This is a genomic window from Arthrobacter sp. USHLN218 (genome assembly GCF_037144715.1).
In the GTDB taxonomy this organism is placed as follows: domain Bacteria; phylum Actinomycetota; class Actinomycetes; order Actinomycetales; family Micrococcaceae; genus Crystallibacter.
Genome location: NZ_JBBCYT010000006.1, coordinates 203,385 through 218,757, shown reverse-complemented (window position 1 = coordinate 218,757; position 15,373 = coordinate 203,385). Strand labels below are relative to the sequence as shown.

The following is a 15,373-nucleotide window of genomic DNA, read 5'->3' as shown; positions in this document are numbered from 1 at the left end:
GGCCGGCGGGGCGCCCGGAACCCCTGACGCTATCCGCTCTCGACCGCCATGTTGGCGAAGCGCGAGTAGTGGCCCTGGAAGCCCACCACGATGGTCTTCGTGGGGCCGTTACGGTGCTTTGCCACAATCACGTCCGCCTCGCCGGCACGCGGTGATTCCTTGTCGTAGATGTCCTCGCGGTGCAGCAGGATGACCATGTCCGCATCCTGCTCGATGCTGCCGGATTCGCGAAGGTCGGAAACCATCGGCTTCTTGTCGGTGCGCTGCTCGGAACCACGGTTCAGCTGCGACAGGGCAATGACGGGCACCTCGAGCTCCTTGGCCAGCAGCTTCAGCGCACGGGAAAACTCGGACACTTCCTGCTGGCGGGATTCGACGCGCTTGCCGGACGACATCAGCTGCAGGTAGTCCAGCACGACCAGCTTCAGGTCGTGCCGCTGCTTGAGCCGGCGGCACTTCGCGCGGATTTCCATCAGCGACATGTTCGGGCTGTCGTCAATGAAGAGCGGCGCGTCATTCATCCGGCCCATCGTGGTGGCGATCTTGCCCCACTGTTCGTCCTTGATCGTGCCCTTGCGGAGGTCCTGCAGCCCGATCGTGGCCTCGGCCGACAGCAGGCGCATCGCAATCTCGTTGCGTCCCATTTCCAGCGAGAAGAACACGGTGGTCATGTTGCTCTTGATCGCGGCCGAACGAGCGAAATCCAGCGCGAACGTCGACTTGCCGACCGCGGGCCGGGCCGCGATGACGATCATCTGGCCGCCGTGCAGGCCCTGTGTGAGCTCGTCGAGCTCGTAGAAGCCGGTGGGGACGCCGGTCAGCCCTTCGCCGCGGTGCCCGGCGGATTCGATCTCGTCCACCGTGGACTCGATGATGTCCTTGAGCGGCACGTAGTCTTCGGCGCTGCGCCGCTCGGCCACGGTGTAGATCTCCGCCTGGGCCTGGTTGACGATGTCGTCCACCTCGCCGTCCTGGGAGTAGCCGAGCTGGACGATCTTGGTGCCGGCGTTGACGAGGCGGCGGAGCACGGCACGCTCGCGGACGATCTCCGCGTAGAAGCCGGCGTTGGCCGCCGTCGGAACCGACTGGATCAGGGTGTGCAGGTACGCCGGACCGCCGATGCGGGTGATTTCGCCGCGCTTGGTCAGCAGGTCGGAGACGGTGACGGCGTCGGCCGGCTCGCCGCGGCCGTAGAGATCGATGACCGCCTCGTAGATGCTCTCGTGGGCCGGCCGGTAGAAGTCATTGCCGCGCAGGATCTCCACGACGTCGGCGATGGCATCCTTGGACAGCATCATGCCGCCCAGCACCGATTGCTCGGCGACGAGGTCCTGCGGCGGCGTCCTTGCGAAATCCGGTTCCCGACTCGTCTGGGCGGAGTCCGATTGAACTGCTGTCACCGCTGCCTGCTTTCTGTCCTCGATGCTGCTTTTGCCAGCCGGCGCACTCCTTGGCGGAGGGGCCGGCCGATTCCTGTGTATCAACCGCTTCCGACACTTCCGCCCGGCGCCGGGCAGGGCTGTATAGCCCCGGACGGCGCCGAAACAAGGAGGAATACCCGGTACGTTAGTCCTCTTTGTGCGGCGCGCAAAGCCGGTTATCCACCGGCCCTGTGGATACATTGTGGATTGGGTGGCGTGTCTTGTGCACAGACTGTGTGGACAACTGTGGATAACGTTGTTAACTCGGCAGTAACATGCCTCTGGCCTGCGCAAATACTCTGCACAGCCTGTGGATCAAAGAAAATCACCCGGATCTTTTCCCCAATACTGTGGGTTTGACAAGTGTGGAAAAGGGCCGTAGGGGCTGATTGTCCACACAGTTATCCACAGGCCGTGCGGCTTTTCCCGTGGATAACCCCGGGGCTCTTCCCGGCTGGGCCTGCGTCGATGCCCGATGGGACCTGCTGGGCGCCCGGCATAGCCCCAAAATCGGGTGGCGGCCATTCCCGACCCCGCCCTAGGGTCCTGGGGGCGTGCCCGTAGGATTAATCACATGGAGTCCTTCCTGATCCCCCTGCTGATTGTCGTCGTCGTTGTGGTGCTGGGTCTGCTGGCCATGAAGTATCTGGGCGGCCGTTCCAGGACGGAGAACGACGGCGGGACCCGCGGGCGGTCGTCCCGGGGACCGGCGGCGGTGGCATCCCGCGAGGAGTCGGTCAGAGCCAGTGCGCGGCTGAACCAGCAGCAGCACTCGGCCATCTACGCACTGCTGGCGCGCGGCGATGCGCTGAACGCGATCATGGAGTACCGGAAGGCGACCGGCGCCAAGCTCCGCGAGGCAGCGACCGCCATCGCCAGCATGTCCACCTACCCGCAGGCTTACGGGGCCTCGCCCGCTATGGACGGTGCCGGGGACGCGGGCGAATCCGGCCGCCCCGGTGACGCCTCCGCCCCGGACCGGCCCGAAGAGGACGCCGGCCGTCCCGGCACGGCCGGGGAAACGGGTTCCGGCCTGTTCGAAAACGACCGTTCCGGGTTGTCCGGAGGCGCAGCCGGTTCGGGCCCGGCAAAGGACGTCGGTTCCGGATCGGCCGCAGAAGCCGACCGATCCGGCTTGTCCGGGGACGCTGCCGGTCGCGGCCAGGCCGGATCGCAGGGATCCGGTCCGCTCGGCCCGCCGGCCCATCCGGTGGTCCCCGACACTCCCGAATCGCTCGCCGGGCCGGGGCCCGCGCCGCGCCCGGAAGCAGCCGATGCCCCCGCGTTCGCTCGGCGGCCGAAGGAGGCGGCACGCGGTTACCGCTACCGCGCGATTGTCTCCCAGGGTGACGAGATCCGCGAGATCGCCAGCACCCGCCTCAACGACGACGTCTTCGGCCGGATCAAGGACCAGGCCCTCGGCGGCGATCGAGAGGCCGCCGTCCGGCTCCTGATGGAGCACTCGGACGCGGACGAGCAGCAGGCAAGGGACTTCGTCCGCCTGATCCAGCCCGAGCCGCCGGCCAAGTCCGAGGGCTAGCCGCACCCGCGACATAGCGCCGGGAGGCAAGCCCGGCCGTGGCGGCCGGGGCATGGGCAACGAGCCGGCCGGTCCGTGCCGGGACTCTGGCAGACTGTGGCCATGGCAGAGAACAAGACCGCCCCCACCGACGTGCCGGTAGACGAGTTCCTGGCGGGCATCGAGCACCCTGTGCGCCGCGCCGACGGCGAGGCGCTGCTGGAGCTGATGGGCCAGGCGACGGGCGAGGATCCGCTGATGTGGGGGCCATCCATGGTGGGCTTCGGCAGCTACCACTACCGTTACGCGAGCGGCCGCGAAGGCGACGCGCTGGCCGTCGGATTCTCGCCGCGCAAGGCCAATCTAGCGCTCTACGGCCTGACCTACGCCCCGGAGTCCGCCCGATTGCTCGCGCGGCTGGGCAAGCACAAGACCGGAGCCGCGTGCCTCTACATCAACAAGCTGGCCGATGTGGATCCGGAGGTGCTGCGCGAACTGGTAACCGCCGGCCACCGCTTCATGACCACGCACGACCACGAATCGCTCCCAAGCCAAGCCTGAGTAAGCCGGCCGTCACCGAGCTGCTCCGGGCAAGGACACTGCCAGTCGTTGTCGTCCACCCGGCCAGCGCCCATAATGGCCGTGTGGCAACGTCGCTGCTATTCGGCATCGTGACTTCCAGCGCGCTCGTGCTCGGCAGCTTCATCGGCGTGTGGTTCGAGCTGCCCAAGCGTGTGCTGGCCATCATCCTCTCCTTTGCGGCCGGAGCCCTGGTTACCGCGCTGACCTTCGAGCTGTTCGAGGATGCCTACCAGCGCGGAGGCATCTGGCGCGCGGCTGGAGGCCTCTTCGTCGGTGCCGTGGTGTTCACGACCTTGAGCGCGCTGCTCGACCGCTGGGCGCAAGCCGGGTCGAAACCCATTCCCGCGGACGAGTACCGGGGCAGCGCCAAGCTGGACACGGATGCCGCCGCCAAGGGCCACGCGCCGTCGGCGGAGTCAACGCGGGGCGCGGCGGGCCTGGCCCTGCTTGCCGCAGCCACGCTCGACGGCGTGCCGGAGAACCTGGCTCTGGGCGTGGCACTCGGCGAGGGCAGCGGCGGGCTGGCACTGCTCGCAGCGATCTTCGTCTCCAACCTGCCGGAGGCACTGGTCGGGGCAGCCTCCATGCGCAGCCAGGGCATGTCGAGGCCCTCCGTCATCTGGCCGTGGGTCGCGTGCTCCGTGCTGCTGGTTGCCGCCGTGGTCGTCGGCGCCGGGCCTCTGTCAACCAGCGATCCTGAGACGATCTCGCTGCCGTTGGCCTTCGCCGCGGGGGCGGTGATCGCCGCCCTGGCCGACACCCTGATGCCTGAGGCGTTCGAACACGGCGGCCCTGCGGTCGCCCTGAGCACCGCGGCCGGCTTCGTGCTTTCCTACGTGCTGTCCCTGGCCTGACCGCCGCCTCACGTGCGTCAGCCGGCGAGCAGCCACACCCAGAGCCAGACGGGCGGGACCGCGGCCGCGATTCCGATCACGAGGGCGGCCAGGGCGGGCTTCCGGCGGGGCGTCCGACCGGCCAGGGCGACGGCGGCCAGCACCACCCCGATCAGCGCGAACATGAGGACCGGCAGGGCGACGAAGGGAGCGAGCACCAGCCCCGCGCCCTCGGTGCCGAGCCCGTAGGCCAGCATCAGCGCGAGCAGCAGCGCCCCGAGCAGGGACGAGGCGAGGGCCCAGGCGGCGGAGCGCGGGGAGGTGCGGGAGGTGGCGGCGACGCCGGTTCGTGCCGCAGCCACCTTAGAGCTCCACCGTTCCGCGGATGACTGCCTGCACGTCGCCGCCGACCCAGATTTTCCCGTCGGAGGCGGAGACGTAGACCCGCCCGTCGCGGCCCAGCCGGGTTCCCTGCCGGGCCACGTAGCTCTCGGGGGCGAGGCCGGCGCCGATCAGCCACTGTCCCAGCGCGGCATTCAGGCTCCCGGTGACCGGGTCCTCGGCAGGCATGGCTTCGAAGCCCATCAGCCCGCGCACTTCGAAGTCGATATCGCGGCCGGGCGGGTAGGCGCCGATGAGCCCGACGCCGAAGGGCGCCAGCGCGGCATAGTCCGGTTCCACGTCGAGCACGGCCTGGGCGTCGGCCAGCTGGAGTGCCTGCCACCGCGGCCCGTTGTGCGCCCACTGGTGGCGCAGGACGTCCGACCGCTCCAGCCCGAGGGCGGCACAGATCTTCTGCACGTTCTCCTCCGGCAGTTCCCCCGTCTGCTGCAGCACGGGCGCGGCGAAAGCCAGCCGTCCGCCGTCGTTCCTGATCTCCACCAGGCCCGCCGCGCACTCCTGCACGATCCGGCCCTCGGTGCGCGGCACGCCGCCGCCGCGCAGCCAGACATCCGCGGTGCCCAGCGTCGGGTGGCCGGCGAACGGCAGCTCGCCGCTCGGTGTGAAGATCCGTACCCGGTAGTCGGCCTCGGGATCGGCCGGCGGCAGCAGGAACGTGGTCTCGGAGAGGTTGGTCCAGTTGGCGAAGGACTGCATCTGCCCGTCGGTCAGGGTTTCGGCTCCGCCGACGACGGCGAGCGGGTTGCCTTTGCCGGGCCCGGTAGTGAAGACATCGACCTGGGAGAATTCGTGGGTGCTCACCGGTTCAGCCTACCGCCGGTGGCCGGCCGGGCCCGCCGGCCGCCACCCGGCAGCAGTGGAGTGTGCGCCAGTCGGGCGGCGGCGCGGGCGGTGTCCGGCCGGTGCATGGCGGCCCGGCCGGACCGGGTCAGCGCTGGGGCCTGAGCGCCTTGCGCCAGAGCACCGTCTCCGCGGCGTCGCGCAGGCTGACCGTGAAGGTATCGTCCTCGTCCAGCTCGACGTGTCCGAAGAACTGCCCCTCGCCGGTCCGCGGGGACTGGTTGGTGTAGCCGGCCTTGCTGAAGACCACCTCGGGACCGAAGGTCAGGTCCATGTCATTGGGGCCGAAGCTGCCCGCGTTGATCGGCCCGGCGACGAACTCCCAGAACGGGTCGAAGTCCTTGAAGGCGGCGCGCTCCGGCGAATAGTGGTGGGCCGCGCAGTAATGCACGTCCGCGGTCAGCCACACCACGTTCCTGACCTTATTGTCCTTCAAGGCCTTCAGCAGCCGGGCGAGCTCCAGCTCGCGGCCGAGCGGCGCCCCGTTGTCCCGGTTGGCGATCGACTCCTGGGCCTTGCCGTCCGGCACGATGATGCCCAGCGGCAGGTCGGAGGAGATGACCTTCCAGGTGGCCTTGGACCGGGTGACCTCGCGGATCAGCCACTGCAGCTGCTCCTCCCCGAGGATGCTGGTGGCGTGCGGCTCCGTACCGGGCGTGTTCTCGCCCTTGAAGGTGCGCATATCCAGGGCGAAGACGTCCAGCTGCGGGCCGCGCTCGATCTTGCGGTAGATGCGCGCGGGCTCGAAGCCCGTGCCCTTGCGGAGGGCCCGGGAGTCGGCGATCGGCATGTATTCCTGCCAGGCCTGGCGTCCGCGTGCGGCGAGGGTGTCGACGTCGCGCACGGTGTAGCGCGGATCGTCGAGGGTTTCGCCGTGCCACCAGTTGTTGGTGGTCTCGTGGTCGTCCCACTGCGCGATGACCGGGACCTCCGCGTACATCGCGCGCAGGTTGGCGTCCATCATGTTGTAGCGGTGCCGCCCGCGGAATTCGTTGAGCGTCTCGGCCACCTTGGAGACCTCTTCGGTCACCACGTTCTTCCAGATCCGGCCGTCCGGCTCCACCACTTCGGCGGTGATCGGGCCGTCGGCGTAGACCGTGTCGCCGGAGTGGATGAAGAAGTCGGGCCGGGTGCGGTGCATCGCGCGGTAGCCGAGCATGCCGCCGATCTCCTCGTTGATGCCCCAGCCCTGTCCGGCGGTGTCGCCGGTCCAGACGAAGCTCTGCCCGCGCGGAACCTGGTTCCCGCGCACGCTGCTGCGGCCCGCGGCGGACGGCCCCGCCGCCGTCGCCAGGGAGCCGATGCCCGCCTCGCTGAGGGTACCGGCCTCGTCCTCGAACTGCAGGGTGAGCTGGAAGCGGCTGCCGGAGGGAAGGTTCGCGGCGTTGACCTTGGCGGTGAAGTCGGTGTCGGCATTGGCCCAGCCGCCGCGCAGCACGCGCTCGTACGCCCCCTTGCCGCGCAGCACGCGGCCGTCGGTGCCGACGGTGCGGAGCGTGGCGATGAGCCGGCCGGGTCCGGAGGAGCGGGACCACAGCACGGCGGAGTTGCTGGTGACGTCGCCGGTGGCGATGCCGCTGGGCAGCGTGAGGCGCCTGCGGACCAGGGGTACGGCGGCGGGGCGGGAGGCGGCCGACGCCGGCGCGGCACCGGCAGCGGCGACGGTTCCGGCGGCGGCGAGGGTGCCAAGGACGAGGGAGCGGCGGGAAATCTCAGTCATGGAGCCCACCATGTCCGGCCAAGCTGACGCGGTTCTGTCCCGGGGGTGAACGTTTTAGAACGGTTCGGAGAGCAACCGGGTCCCGGCGTTCAGACCGGTTAAACTCCGTTGGGCCCCTGCCGAAGCAGAGGCCCAACGAAACAGTGCAGCGGAACTAGCCGGCCACGACCTGCAGGTCGATGACGGCGGAGACGTCCTCGTGCAGGCGCACGTTGGCCTGGTAGTTGCCGACCGACTTGATGTGCTCAGGCAGTTCAACCTTGCGCTTGTCGATGGAACCCAGTCCTGCGGCCTCGACGGCGGCAGCGATGTCGCCCTGCTTGACGGTGCCGAACAGGCGTCCGGACTCGCCGGCCTTGACGGTCAGCTTGACCGGCTTGGCGGACAGGGTTGCAGCCAGCTGCTGCGCCTCTTCGAGGGAGGCGACTTCGCGGGCAGCACGTGCAGCCTTGATGGACTCCACCTGCTTCTCGCCGCCCTTGGACCAGGTCAGGGCGAAGCCGCGGGGCAGAAGGTAGTTACGGGCGTAACCGTTCTTCACCTCAACGACGTCACCTGCGGTACCGAGACCGGTCACTTCGTGGGTCAAAATGAGCTTTGCCATGTTGGTACTCTCTCCTCTTCGCTTCGCTTAGCCGCGGCCAGCGCCGGAGTAGGGCAGCAGTGCAACTTCGCGGGCATTCTTGATTGCCAGGGCGATCTTGCGCTGCTCCTGCACGGTTACACCGGTAACGCGGCGGGCACGGATCTTTCCGCGGTCGGAGATGAACTTGCGCAGCAAGGCTACGTCCTTGTAGTCGATGACGGTGACGTCAGCGGCCTTCAAGGGGTTGGACTTTGGTTTGGGCTTACGGAGTTCAGCCTTAGCCATCGTGGAGCTCCTTTATCTTGTGGAGCCCGCAGAACGTTTCTGCGGGATGGGGTCGACGGCGGTTGCCGCCTTGGGGTGAGGGACACCCGGAGGCGTCCTTCGGATTTAGAAGGGAGGTTCGTTGGAATCCGGGCCGTTGCCCCAGGTGTTGGAGCTTCCGCCACCGGTCGAGGCGCCCCAGGGATCTTCCTGCGGGGAGGACTGCTGTCCGCCGCCCCAGCCCTGGTTGGAGTTTCCGCCGAAGCCGCCTTGGCCGCCACCGAAGCCGCCCTGGCCTCCGCCGAAGCCGCCCTGCCCGCCGCCGGAGCGCTGGGTGCGGGTGACCTTGGCCGAGGCGTAGCGCAGCGAGGGGCCGATTTCGTCGACCTCAAGCTCGATGACGGTGCGCTTCTCGCCTTCCTTGGTTTCATACGAACGCGACTTCAGCCGGCCCTGGACGATCACGCGGGTTCCCTTGGTCAGGGTCTCGGCGACGTTCTCGGCGGCCTCGCGCCATACCGACGCCCGGAGGAACAGGGTCTCCCCGTCCTTCCATTCGTTGGACTGGCGGTCAAAGGTGCGCGGCGTGGAGGCAACGGTGAAATTCGCCACTGCCGACCCGGACGGAGTGAACCTCAGTTCGGGGTCGCTGGTCAGATTGCCAACTACGGTGATGACGGTTTCGCCTGCCATGGTGCCTCCTGATGTCTCGCTCCGCCCGGTAAACCGGCGGAGCTGCGTTCGTAAAGAGTGGGCCCGGTTCGTGCGGGCCCGAAGATCTATGCCGGAGCTACCGAAGTTACTCGGCGGAGATCTTCTGCTCCTCCGGGCGGATGATCTTGGTGCGCAGGATGGTCTCGTTGAGTCCAAGCTGGCGGTCCAGTTCAGCAGCGGTGGCCGGAGTAGCGGTGAAGTTGACGACCGCGTAGATGCCTTCGGACTTCTTCTTGATGTCGTAGGCGAGGCGGCGGCGGCCCCAGATATCGACCTTGTCGATGGTTCCACCGTCATTGCGGACGACGTTCAGGAACTTATCGAGCTGCGATTCCACGGTACGCTCTTCGACCTCGGGGTCGATGATTACCATCAGTTCATAAGGACGCATGTGAACCCACCTCCTTTGGGCTAAGCGGTCACGGTCTTTCCGTAACAGGAGGTTCTATTGCGTTGTCCGCGTGCAGAACCGCCGGGCCGATCAGGTGCTTGGTCGTTCTCACCCAAGATTAGCTGCCGGCGGGGGCGGCACAGACCTATCAATCTTAGCGGATACCCCGCCTGCCGCATAAATCCGGCCGCCGCACTACTCCTCCACAGGGGCGGCAGCTACCGGGTCAGCCCCTGCACATCGAGGACCTCGCAGCGCTGCACCCACCATTTCTCGCAGCCGACGGTGAGCACCGCGGTGCCGGGGTCGCCGAAACCGGTGTCGACCGCGGCGCTGACCTCGACGACGGACAGCTGCTCAATGCGCTCGGTGCGGACGGAGCCGGTGATCTCGAAGGTGCCCGGAACCTGGTCCTCCAGGTAGGCCGAGGCGCTGAGGGCGGCCTGGTCCGTGGCGGAGTTCAGGTGCGCCAGCTGGGTCATGACGAAGACGGCCACCACGGCGAAGGCGCCGGCCGCCACCAGCGTGAAGCCCAGGGCGGCCGCCAGATTCCTGCCTACTGCCTGCCTCTTGCCGGCCGGCGATTCGGTCTCTTCTTCCTGGACCCGCTGGTCCAGCTCCTCCAGGTTCATGACCCCTCCCCCTGCCTTCGGAAAAGCCAACTCTAGCCGGAAGCACCTTGGGAAAGGACTGGGCCGAAGGTCAGTAGTCCAGGCCCTGGGTCGGAACCACCAGCCCGGTTTCGTAGGCGTAGACCACGGCCTGAACGCGGTCGCGCAGGTGCAGCTTGGCCAGGATGCGCCGCACGTGGGTCTTCACTGTCGCCTCGGACAGGAAGAAGCGGTGGGCGATCTCCGCATTGGACAGACCCTCGGCGATGGCACCGAGCACCTCGAGTTCGCGGGGCGTGAGGTCGTCGAGCAGCGGGTCGCGCTGCGGCGGGACGGCGGGGCCGCCGGCGGGGAGCCCGCGGACATAGGTTTCCAGCAGCCGCTGCGTCACGCGCGGCGCCACGACGGCATCCCCGCTGGCGACCAGGCGCACCGCCTGCACGAGTTCCTCCGGCGCCACGTCCTTGAGCAGGAAGGCGCTGGCCCCGGCCTGCAGCCCGGCGAAGGCATATTCGTCCAGGTCGAAGGTGGTCAGGATGATGATCCGCGCATTCAGCCCGGCCTCGGTGATCCGGCGCGTGGCCTCGATGCCGTCCAGCACCGGCATCCGCACGTCCATCAGCACCACCTCCGGCTCGAGCCGGCGCACCAGCTCCAGTGCCTCGGCGCCGTGCGAAGCCTCGCCGGCGATTTCCACGTCCGCCTCGCCCTCGAGGATCAGCCGGAACCCCATCCGCAGCAGCGGCTGGTCGTCCACCAGCAGGACCCTGATCGGGTCCGCCGAACCCGTGCTTTCCTCAGTCATGCGCAAGCTCCTCCCCCGGCCAATGCAACGTTGCTTCGACTATCCAACCACCCCCGGGCCGGGGCCCGCAGGCCACCTGCCCGCTGTAGATGGCGGCGCGTTCCCGCATGCCCGCGATCCCCTGCCCGGCACCCAGGGACTTCACGTTCGCCGGGGCACGTCCGTCGTCGGACACGCAGATGTACACCTGGCCGTCCGAACGGGCCACCGTCAGCTCGACTTCGCTCATCCCGCGGGCGTAGCGCAGCACGTTGGTCAACGACTCCTGGATGATCCGGTAGGCGTTGAGCCTGAAGTTCGGGTCCTCGGGCAGCGGCGGTCCGCTCGTGACCACCTTCAGCGGCAGTCCGGCGGCGCGGAAGCCCTCGACCAGGTCCGCGAGCTCGCTGCCGGCCGGTTCCAGCGGCGCCGTGGGCTGCTGGCCGCCCTCGCGCAGCACGCCGAGCACCCGCCGCATGTCCGCGAGCGCGGTCCGTCCGGTGGTGGACAGCTGCCCCAGCACCTCGCCGGCGCGCTGCGGATCCTTCTTGACGACGACGGCGGCCCCGTCCGAGAGCGCAACCATCACCGAGAGCGAGTGGGCAACGACATCGTGCATTTCCCTTGCGATCCGGTTCCGTTCCTTCGCCGAGGCGAGCATCGCGTTGTCGGCCGCCCAGCGGTGCAGTTCCATGTCGTGCAGCCGGTCCCGCCGGACCGTGACGCCGATGCCCGCCGCGATCACGTTGAACAGGATCATGATCACGCCGGAGACCAGGCCGACGTAGGGCGGCAGTTCCCCGGAGGCAATGCTTTCGGAGATCTCGGGCGGCAGGTTGATCCCCATGGCGGCCACCATGAGGGCCCCGACAACGATCGCGCCGGCCACGGCGACGGCGGCGCGCACCGTCGTGGCGAGGGTGTAGATGGCGATCCAGATGCCGATGGAGCTGCTGCCCGTGCTGGTGTACAGGATGGTCAGGACATCGCTCACCGTGGCCACGGCCAGCACGGGCCACGGGAAGCGCCGCCGGAAGGCGAGCGCCGCGCAGACGACCAGCAGCAGGACCAGGGGCAGCCACTCCCCCTTGCCGAGCGTGACCACCACGTTCGGCAGACCGAAGAGCGCGGTCGCAATGATCAGGACCCAGTCCATGGCGACCGGGCGGGCATGGAAGTAGCGGCGGATCGGGCCGCGCCGCTTGGAAGAGATTTCGGCGAAGGAGACGGCGGCCGTTCGCTCCGCTGCCTCCTTCGCCGAAGACTGTGCACTCATTCGGATGAGCCTAGTGGGCGAGGGATCAGACGTCCCGGGTCTTCGTCGTCACCGCCGCTGCCACCAGCAGCACCGCCGCCCAGGCGGCCATGACCAGGCCGCCCTGGAGCTGGGTCAGCGCGTCCTCCGGAATCTGCAGCGCCACGAGCTGTCGGCCGGCGTTGGAGGGCAGGAAGGGCTCGACGCCGTCCTTCACCCAGTCGAACTGCAGCATGCTCGCGACGATCGGCAGCACCAGCAGGAGGGCGACCAGCGTGACGATGCCGCCGGCACTGTTGCGCAGCAGCGAGCCGAGCGCCAGGCCCATCAGCGCCACCAGGGCGAGGTAGACGCCGGAGAGCAGGATGGACTGCACCAGGTTCTCCACGTCCAGGCCGTACTCCAGGCCGTACTGGGAGAGCACCGGCTGGCTGACGAAGTAGGTGGCGAAGCTGGAGACGATGCCGACGATGGCCGCGACGACGGCGACGACCACGGCCTTGGCGGCGAGGGCGGGAATCCGCCGCGGCACCGCCGTCATGGTGGAGCGGATCATGCCCGTGGAGTATTCCGAGGCGATCAGCAGGACGCCGAGGGCGCCGATGATGAGCTGGCCGAAGTCGAGGCCGCCGGTGGCCATCATATGGATCATCGACGGATCCAGGCCGACCGAGGCCGGATCCTGGCCGTCCGCACGGAGCTGCTCGATTCCCGAACCCATGCCCCAGGCACCGAGCACGCCGATGCCGATGCTGACGGCGATGGTGGTGGCCAGCAGGATCCAGGTGGAGCGCAGGGTCGTGAACTTGATCCACTCCGAATGCAGGGCGCGGGCGAAGCTGACGCCCTTGCCGGAGACCCGCGCGGCGGGGCGGTTCATGGTTGCGGTGCTCATGGCCTTACTTCCCTTCCCCGGAGGCTGCCCCGGCGCCGGCCAGGACCTCCTGCGGCCCGGCTGGACTGTCGATGGTGTCGATGTTCTGCGAGTGGTACTCCACCTCGTCCTTGGTCAGCGCCATGTAGACCTCCTCGAGCGAGGCCTGCAGCGGCGTGAGTTCGTAGACCAGGACCTGGTGGTCCAGCGCCGCCCGGGCGATGGTCCGGGCGTCGACGCCGGCGATTTCCAGCAGGGCGGAGTCCCGGGTCTCGATCGTGACCCCCTCGGCGGCAAGCGCGCGGCCGAGCACCTCCGGCTGGTCCGTGCGGACGCGGGTGCGGAGCTGGCCGCTGCGGGCCAGGAAGTCCTGCATCGAGGCGTCCGCGATGATCCGGCCGCGGCCGATGACCAGCAGGTGGTCGGCCGTCTGGGCCATCTCGCTCATGAGGTGGGAGGACAGGAAGACGGTGCGGCCCTCGGCAGCGAGGGCGCGGACCAGGTTGCGGACCCAGAGCACGCCTTCGGGATCGAGCCCGTTGACCGGCTCATCCAGGATGACCGTCTGCGGGTCCCCGAGCAGCGCGGCGGCGATGCCCAGCCGCTGCCCCATGCCCAGCGAGAATCCGCCGACCCGCTTCTTGGCCACGGCACCCAGGCCGGTCAGCTCGATGACCTCGTGGACGCGCTTGTTGCCGATGCCGTGCGTGGCCGCCATGGCCCGCAGGTGGTTGTAGGCGCTCCGCGAGGAGTGCACCGCCTTGGCGTCGAGCAGGGCGCCGACTTCGCGCAGCGGCGCCCGGTGCTCGGCGTAGTGCCGGCCGTTGACCGTGACGTCGCCGCCGGTCGGGCTGTCCAGGCCCATGATCATGCGCATGGTGGTGGACTTGCCCGCACCGTTCGGACCGAGGAAGCCGGTCACCTTGCCGGGCTGCACCGTGAAGGAAATCCCCCGCACCGCAGGTTTCTTGCCGTACATCTTGACCAGGCCGCGTGCCTCGATCATGTTTGCCGTCCTTAGTTTCGGGTTGCGGGCCGGGAGATTTCCCCGCATTGACTACGCTACGGATCGGACGGCGCGCGGTAACCGCACCACGGGATGATCTTGCCAACCGCCGTCGTACTCCTCAGGGACTACGCTATGGCGCGACAGGCACGCGCCGCTGCCGGGTGATCCCCTGAACCGCCCCTGAGAAACCCCGAGCAACCCTGAGCAACCCGGACAAACCCTGTCAGCCCCGCACGGGCTGCTGTTCCCGGGCCGCCGGCGCCGTCAGCAGGGACGCGACCATGAGCACCGCCACGGCCAGCAGCGCGTTGCGGACGCCGACGTGTTCGCCGAGGAAGCCCAGGAACGGCGGACCCGCCAGGAAGGCCACGTAGCCCAGCGTGGAGACCACGGAAACGCGCTCGGCCGCGTAGGCCCGGTCGTCCGCGGCTGCGGACATGCCCATCGGGAAGCCCAGCGCCGCGCCGGCACCCCACAGCACCGCGCCGGCCACGGCCAGCGGCACGGAGGGGGCGAACACGAAGACCAGCAGCCCGGCGAGGGCCACGGTCATACTGGTGCGCAGCACCGCGACGCGGCCCCAGCGGTCGATGAACCGGCCGCCGACCAGCCGCAGCAGGGTCATCGCGGCGACGAAGATGCCGAACATTACCGCGCCCGTCGCTTCCGTAGCGCCGAGGCCCGCCACCGTGGCCTGGGCGATCCAGTCGTTGGCGGCACCTTCGGTGAGGGCGGCGCCAAGAACGACGACGCCGATCAGGACCGTGCGCGGCTCGCGCCAGGGGGCGAACCGGCTGCGCCGGGCCTCGCCGTCGCCCGGCCGCTCCGGCGCGTGCGGCAGGAAGTACTTCGGGACCGCCAGCAGCACCGCCGTGACGATCACCGCCAGGCAGAGCAGGTGGACGGCGAGCTGCACGTTCAGCACGGAGAGCCAGGCGCCGATCATCGCGCCAGCGAACGCGCCGAGGCTGAAGGCGGCATGGAACTGGGGCATGATGGTGCGCAGCATCCGCCGCTCCACATCCGCACCCTCGATGTTCTGCGCCACGTCCCACCAGGCCACGCCGATCCCGTAGCAGAACAACGCAGCCGCGGCGCCGGGAGCGGAACCGGCGAAGAGGGCCAGCGCCAGGCCGGAAGCGGCCATGGCAGCGATGACGCCGCCGGCCCGGACCGTGTTCGCGGTGCCGATCCTGGCGGCAATGGGGCCAGCCAGCGGCAGCGACAGGACGGAGCCGAGTCCGAGGGCCAGCAGGAGCAGCCCGATCTGCCCCGCGGTGATGTCCAGCGCAGTGGCCGCGGCCGGGATGCGGGCGGCCCAGCTGGCGAAGACCAGCCCGTTCAGGCCGAAGACGGCAAAGGTGGCGGCGGCCGCGTTCCGGGCGGTCCGATCGACGCTCACGGGCGGGGCTTGCGGGAGGTCTCGATGCACCGTTCCAGTCTGCCATCGGCGTCCGGCGGGTCCAGCCCGCAACACGAACCTCGTCCCGCGGCCGGTTTGGTCCCGGACGCGCGAAATGGCCTGAAGTCAGGCCTCCCCAGTAGCCAACTCACTTCAAGCCATTTCG

The 15,373-nt window shown here is 68.9% G+C and carries 17 protein-coding genes; 3 read left to right on the top strand and 14 right to left on the bottom strand.

The genetic code is table 11. The annotated features are described in order from the left end of the window. Positions 1–29 precede the first annotated feature (29 nt). Entirely contained in the window at positions 30–1,400 is a 1,371-nt protein-coding gene (dnaB, locus tag WFH44_RS15120) for a replicative DNA helicase (protein ID WP_336714743.1), read from the bottom strand. A 595-nt stretch (positions 1,401–1,995) separates the two neighbouring features. Between dnaB and WFH44_RS15115 the strand changes: the two genes are divergently transcribed. From WFH44_RS15115 to WFH44_RS15105, 3 genes are all read left to right on the top strand, one after another. Next, positions 1,996–2,961, top strand: a complete 966-nt coding sequence (locus WFH44_RS15115) for a hypothetical protein (RefSeq protein WP_336714742.1) — start codon at positions 1,996–1,998, stop codon at positions 2,959–2,961. A 102-nt stretch (positions 2,962–3,063) separates the two neighbouring features. Further along, positions 3,064–3,501 carry a DUF1801 domain-containing protein gene (locus WFH44_RS15110; protein WP_336714741.1) on the top strand — a complete coding sequence of 146 codons (438 nt, stop codon included), beginning with the start codon at positions 3,064–3,066 and terminating at the stop codon, positions 3,499–3,501. An 83-nt stretch (positions 3,502–3,584) separates the two neighbouring features. Then, positions 3,585–4,376 (top strand): ZIP family metal transporter, encoded by a 792-nt coding sequence (locus WFH44_RS15105; RefSeq protein ID WP_336714740.1) that lies wholly within the window; start codon positions 3,585–3,587, stop codon positions 4,374–4,376. A gap of 17 nt (positions 4,377–4,393) precedes the next feature. Here WFH44_RS15105 and WFH44_RS15100 read toward each other — a convergent pair whose 3' ends face one another. From WFH44_RS15100 to WFH44_RS15040, 13 genes are all read right to left on the bottom strand, one after another. Further along, positions 4,394–4,717, bottom strand: a complete 324-nt coding sequence (locus WFH44_RS15100) for a hypothetical protein (protein ID WP_336714739.1) — start codon at positions 4,715–4,717, stop codon at positions 4,394–4,396. A 1-nt stretch (position 4,718) separates the two neighbouring features. Then, positions 4,719–5,558: a PhzF family phenazine biosynthesis protein gene (locus WFH44_RS15095; protein ID WP_336714738.1), complete on the bottom strand. Its 840-nt coding sequence runs from the start codon at positions 5,556–5,558 to the stop codon at positions 4,719–4,721. Positions 5,559–5,685: 127 nt separating this feature from the next. Beyond that, positions 5,686–7,317 (bottom strand): alkaline phosphatase D family protein, encoded by a 1,632-nt coding sequence (locus WFH44_RS15090; protein ID WP_336714737.1) that lies wholly within the window; start codon positions 7,315–7,317, stop codon positions 5,686–5,688. Between the two features lie 154 nt (positions 7,318–7,471). Next, positions 7,472–7,921 (bottom strand): 50S ribosomal protein L9, encoded by a 450-nt coding sequence (rplI, locus tag WFH44_RS15085; RefSeq protein WP_336714736.1) that lies wholly within the window; start codon positions 7,919–7,921, stop codon positions 7,472–7,474. 27 nt (positions 7,922–7,948) lie between these two features. Next, positions 7,949–8,188 (bottom strand): 30S ribosomal protein S18, encoded by a 240-nt coding sequence (gene rpsR / locus WFH44_RS15080; RefSeq protein ID WP_026543915.1) that lies wholly within the window; start codon positions 8,186–8,188, stop codon positions 7,949–7,951. A 105-nt stretch (positions 8,189–8,293) separates the two neighbouring features. Next, positions 8,294–8,860: a single-stranded DNA-binding protein gene (locus WFH44_RS15075; RefSeq protein ID WP_336714735.1), complete on the bottom strand. Its 567-nt coding sequence runs from the start codon at positions 8,858–8,860 to the stop codon at positions 8,294–8,296. Positions 8,861–8,966: 106 nt separating this feature from the next. After that, entirely contained in the window at positions 8,967–9,272 is a 306-nt protein-coding gene (gene rpsF / locus WFH44_RS15070; protein ID WP_336714734.1) for a 30S ribosomal protein S6, read from the bottom strand. A 218-nt stretch (positions 9,273–9,490) separates the two neighbouring features. Further along, positions 9,491–9,904, bottom strand: a complete 414-nt coding sequence (locus WFH44_RS15065) for a hypothetical protein (RefSeq protein WP_336714733.1) — start codon at positions 9,902–9,904, stop codon at positions 9,491–9,493. A gap of 70 nt (positions 9,905–9,974) precedes the next feature. Beyond that, on the bottom strand, positions 9,975–10,688 hold the full coding sequence (locus tag WFH44_RS15060) for a response regulator transcription factor (protein WP_336714731.1): 714 nt from the start codon (positions 10,686–10,688) through the stop codon (positions 9,975–9,977). Continuing rightward, positions 10,681–11,943, bottom strand: coding sequence for a sensor histidine kinase (locus tag WFH44_RS15055; protein ID WP_336714730.1), 1,263 nt, complete (start codon positions 11,941–11,943; stop codon positions 10,681–10,683). Before WFH44_RS15055 ends, WFH44_RS15060 begins: the two co-directional genes overlap by 8 nt. Before the next feature lie 25 nt (positions 11,944–11,968). Beyond that, positions 11,969–12,817 carry an ABC transporter permease gene (locus WFH44_RS15050; RefSeq protein WP_336714729.1) on the bottom strand — a complete coding sequence of 283 codons (849 nt, stop codon included), beginning with the start codon at positions 12,815–12,817 and terminating at the stop codon, positions 11,969–11,971. Positions 12,818–12,821: 4 nt separating this feature from the next. Continuing rightward, complete coding sequence (locus tag WFH44_RS15045; RefSeq protein WP_336714728.1) at positions 12,822–13,802, bottom strand: ABC transporter ATP-binding protein; 981 nt, start codon at positions 13,800–13,802, stop codon at positions 12,822–12,824. A 226-nt stretch (positions 13,803–14,028) separates the two neighbouring features. After that, complete coding sequence (locus tag WFH44_RS15040; protein WP_336714727.1) at positions 14,029–15,207, bottom strand: MFS transporter; 1,179 nt, start codon at positions 15,205–15,207, stop codon at positions 14,029–14,031. Between the last annotated feature and the right edge of the window lie 166 nt (positions 15,208–15,373).